Raw genomic sequence first — 4687 nt, 5'->3', positions numbered from 1 at the left:
TTTTACATTGCCTTTAAAAGATTATACCGTAATCTAAAATGATAGCTTTATTGTTTTCAAAAGCTTTGTTTAAAGAGAGTTATGTATATTCATTTTGCTTATAGGTTTTGTAGGTTCTTAAAACCCCCAAAACCCCTACAAAACCCCTTTAAATGTATATTATAGATTGTATTTACTGATTGTATTTAATATAGGTTGTTTATTTAAAACATTAACATATTGAAATATAATGATTTTTATTTTGGATTAAAAAAATAAAATAATACGTACAAAAAGCACCCCCAAAACTCATAACTATAAAGATCTTGATAGCATCTCTTATGAGTTACAAGATATCTTTTGAAAAGCTTTAAAGGATCACATGATTTTTATAAAGCACGTTGTAATCATTCTCTAAATCATAAGGTTATCTATTCAAAAGAACTGATTAAAATTCATAAAAGGGATTTTAATAACGTAATCAGTTTTTACTTTCATACGCTTTTCATAAGACACGTTTTAATGACACACTAAAATAATCACTTTTGTCAGTTCAATTTACTGACAGATAACTGACAAATATATATTATTAATTGTATTTAAGGTTGTGTTATCTATATAAGTTGTATCTTAAAAAGACTAACATATTGAAATATAATGCTTTTAATTTTTTATCATTTTAAAAAAATAGTATAGGGTCTAAAAAGAACTGACACAACTGACAAAAGTCTATTAAAAGGGATTTTGCTAATCTCTATAATGATCAGTTTCTATTGAGATATTTTCATAACAGACAATAAATCACAATTATCCTATTTATCGTTTCTCTTATGAAAATGAAAAATGATGCCATGGCTATAAAGAACATAACAACTATAGAGAAAGCAAAAATGCAAATGAAAGCATTTGTTATAAGAGCGCGGTGCTATTAAGGTTGTTTAAATTAGAGCCCCTTATAAACAAAATTCACAAAAAATTTAAAATTCATTTAGTAAAAAAATTGATAGGTTATAAAGTTTAAAATACGCATTATGAGAGCGTTTCTAAAATATTATAAATGTATAGATTCAGAAAATAACGCAATCTTTTAAGAAAGCCAATAATATAGCTTTAAAAGCATATAAATATAAAAGAAGCAACTAATAGGCATAAGATATTATCAATACACAACGTATTTAAAAAAATACAAAAAAATATCAAAAAAGATAAAATATTGTTTGACAATAAATACGTATTTTGTTATATGAATATTCAAGTGATTAGAAAACACTTTGAAACGACAAGCGGATAGATTACGAAACAATCTTTCCAACGCTTTTAAAAATTGGCTATCTTTTATACTTTTGTTAGTATATGAGGATTTTGTCGGGTGTGTTTACACCATACAATACTCTTTATGAGAAAAGTGTAAGCAGCGGACTTGTCGCCGTGTTTTCTAGCACCCGATGCCCTCTATAGGCTGTTAATAGAAAATTTAATTACGACAAGGTTTTAATTATGAAAAATACAGTAAAAAACATCCCCGTTATCTCTAATATTGCAAATGAAACCGCGCTTGCTAATCAACAAGAGCCTGCAAAAAAATACGAATTTACAGGAGAGACAATAGAGGTTGGTGATTATACTCTTTATCGCATTCGGGCTTTAAGGGATTTTGCTAATATAAAAGCTGGTGATTTAGGCGGCTTTATACATAAGGTTGCAAATTTAGCTCATAATGGTGATTGTTGGGTCGGTGGCAATGCCATGGTTTATGGTGATGCTCGTATTTACGATAATGCCCATGTTTCGGATAATGCAAAAATTACTGGATCTGCAAAAATTTATGAAAATGCAAGGGTCTATGGCAATGCTAGCGTGCATATTAGAGCTGAGGTTTATGGCAATGCGCAAGTATATGAGAACGCATTGGTTTATGGTGATATTTTTGGACATGCTAAAGTGTATGGAAATGCAAAAATTTATGACACTATTTATGGCAAGTTTCTTGATAAAACTAGAATTTATGGCAATGCTGAGGTTTATGATAAAGCACGTGTTTTAGGAACCTCTCAGGTTTATGATAATGCCCATGTTTATGAAAATGCTATAGTTTTTGATAATGCTAGGGTTTGCGATAATGCCCATGTTTGTGGCGCTGCTATGGTCAATAGAGAAGCCAAGGTTTATGGGAATGCTATAGTGACTGGTTATGCCCATGTTTATGATAGGAGCTGCGTTTATGACAATGCCAAGGTTTATGGCAAGGTTTATGGTGGCGCTTGGGTTTCCAATAATGCTTTAATTTCTGATAATGCTGAGGTTTATGATGATGCTCGCATTTATGACAATGCAAAAATTTATGGCAAGGTCCATGGTGATGCTCATGTCTATGGCAATGCCAAGGTAATTGGCTATACTGAGATTGGTGGTGATACCAAAATTGGTGGCAATTATAAAGAATCTGTTATCACTGGTGATATTGTTTTTACAACTGTGTAAATGACGCGCGGGCGCGGCGGGGGCACCCCCCTTTAAACATTTCATTCTAAAATTCAAATCTATTTATAAAGGAATTGTGCTATGCAAAAAAAGTTTGCACTCACAAATGAGACACGTGTATTTAATAATCAAACTCTTTATCGCATCCAAGCATTAAGGGATTTTGACGATGTTAAGGCTGGTGCCTTGGGTGGTTTTATTGAAAATGAAAGTAACCTCTCTCATGATGGCAATTGCTGGGTTTACGATAATGCTCTTGTTTTAAATCCTGCCCATATTTATGAAAATGCCAAGGTTTTTAATAATGCTATTATAATGGGTAATATTTATGGCAATGCCCATGTCTGTAATCGCGCCCGCGTTTATGCAAATGCTCATGTTTATGACAATGCGCATCTTTCTTATAATGCTTGGGTTTATCATCAGGCGCGGGTTTATGGCAATGCAAAATTATCAGGAAATGCTCGTATTCATAGCAAGGCGGTAGTTTATGATCATGCTGTTATCAGTGGCGCTGCTAAAATTTATGGCAAGGTTTATGGGAATGCTAGCGTGGGCTGTCATACTGATGTTTATGGCTCTGTTTATGGTAATGCGAAAATCTCTGGTTATTTCGTGATTAGAGGTAATGTATATGGCAATGCAAGATTAAAAAGAGATAGTGATTTATATTGGGTTCCCATAAATTGTGAGGTTTATGAAAACGATACCGTTGTAAAGATTATTGAAAATAACGCTGCGTAAATAATGCGCGGGCGCGGCGGGGGCGCCTGCTTTCCAACCCAATTTTTCCATTTCAAATTTTATCAAACGTTTATCACATTAAATTGTGAGGGTATCTCTATGTGCAAAAAATACGAATTAACCAGTGAAATCAAAAAAATCAAACATGCTCTTACTCGAAATATTATAAACCTTTATCGCATTAAAGCTTTAAAAGATTTCGATGATATAAAGGCAGGGTCTTTAGGGGGCTTTATTGAAAAGGAAGTTAACCTATCCCATGATGGCAATTGCTGGGTCTATGATGAGGCTTGTGTCTACGGTCATGCAAGGGTGTATGAAAATGCAAAAATACGCCATTTTTCTCAAGTCTGTGGTCAAGTTTATGGCAATGCTGAGGTCTATGGAAAAGCTTTTATCTCTCAATATGCTAAAGTTTATGACCATGCTTTTGTCTATGGCAATGCTCATGTTTATGGCAATATTTATGGGTATGCTCATGTGAATGGTAGTGCCCGCATTCTTGCTGATGCTCATATTTATGATCATGCGCATGTTTCTTATGATGCTACGGTTTTTAGTTATGCACGCGTTTATGGTCATGCCAAGGTTTGTGGCTCTGCTTGCATTTATAGCCATGCAAAAGTTTATAATTATGCTGTTATTAATGGTCGTGCTAAAATTTATGGCAAGGTTTATGGAAATGCTTGTGTGAGTGGCTCTTGTGAGATTTATGGCTCTGTTTATGGCAATGCAAAAATCAATAAAAAAAGCAAAGTAAGGTTGGTTCCAAAAAATTGTGAGGTTTATGAAAGGGATAATGTTGTCAATATAACTGATAAAACAGAATAAAAAGAGACATGGGGGACGTGCCTTCTTTATGGTTATAAACGCATATAAAATGCATTGCTATAAACATATCATAAAAGAGAGAGTAAAATAAAAAAAGCCGTGCCAAATGATATGACGCGGCTTTCAAATAACGATTATAATGATAAAAAATAATCATCCACAATGGAGTAATGAATGCATATATACAAAACGTATCATATTGCAAGTGCTCTATGAGAGATATGAAAACTTATCAAAAGAAACGTAAATGTGCGTATGATCTTTAATCACTCATTTGAATGAGAGAGCCTATAAAACGCTTGTTATGGCTATCAAACGTATCAAACAAATCAAAACGCTCGGTAGCTTTATCAATCCAATCAAAAGCAAATGCATATTCAATAAATATCTGCAAAAAACGTTCTTTTTACATTTACGAGCGTTAGGTTTCAAAAGCAGCTTTTCATAAGATAAATAAACAAACGCTTTTATAAAGTGTAAGGTTTTTAAGATTTTGCTCTGCTGTGAAATCTAGATCTTCATTTTTCATAAATGAAACGTTCTTAAGAGCAAATGATAACTAAGTTATAACTGTAATAAAAAAAAGTTTTAACGTTTCTTATAAAGATCTCATTTTATGTTTCAAACGTTTAAACGTGCATTTAAAGAGGTT

Annotated in this window: 4 protein-coding genes; 3 read left to right on the top strand and 1 reads right to left on the bottom strand. The window is 32.8% G+C overall.

Annotated elements, in window-relative coordinates:
- Positions 1–1476: 1476 nt before the first annotated feature.
- The 3 genes from ACFING_RS09290 to ACFING_RS09280 all read left to right on the top strand — a co-directional run bounded on the left by ACFING_RS09290 (position 1477) and on the right by ACFING_RS09280 (position 4035).
- Entirely contained in the window at positions 1477–2460 is a 984-nt protein-coding gene (locus ACFING_RS09290; RefSeq protein WP_375630644.1) for a hypothetical protein, read from the top strand.
- Positions 2461–2541: 81 nt separating this feature from the next.
- A complete protein-coding gene (locus ACFING_RS09285) occupies positions 2542–3204 on the top strand; it encodes a hypothetical protein (RefSeq protein WP_375630642.1) in 663 nt (220 codons plus the stop codon).
- A 99-nt stretch (positions 3205–3303) separates the two neighbouring features.
- The gene (locus ACFING_RS09280; protein ID WP_375630640.1) at positions 3304–4035 is read left to right on the top strand and encodes a hypothetical protein; all 732 of its coding nucleotides are present in this window, start codon (positions 3304–3306) and stop codon (positions 4033–4035) included.
- Between the two features lie 262 nt (positions 4036–4297).
- Here the strand turns inward: ACFING_RS09280 and ACFING_RS09275 are convergent, their stop codons facing one another.
- Positions 4298–4429, bottom strand: coding sequence for a hypothetical protein (locus ACFING_RS09275; RefSeq protein ID WP_375630638.1), 132 nt, complete (start codon positions 4427–4429; stop codon positions 4298–4300).
- Positions 4430–4687 lie beyond the last annotated feature (258 nt).

Origin of the sequence: Bartonella sp. AP150HLJHH, assembly GCF_042196385.1 — a bacterium.
In the GTDB taxonomy this organism is placed as follows: Bacteria; Pseudomonadota; Alphaproteobacteria; order Rhizobiales; family Rhizobiaceae; genus Bartonella.
Note: the sequence above shows the minus strand (reverse complement) of the source record. Positions and strands in the feature narration are given on the sequence as shown.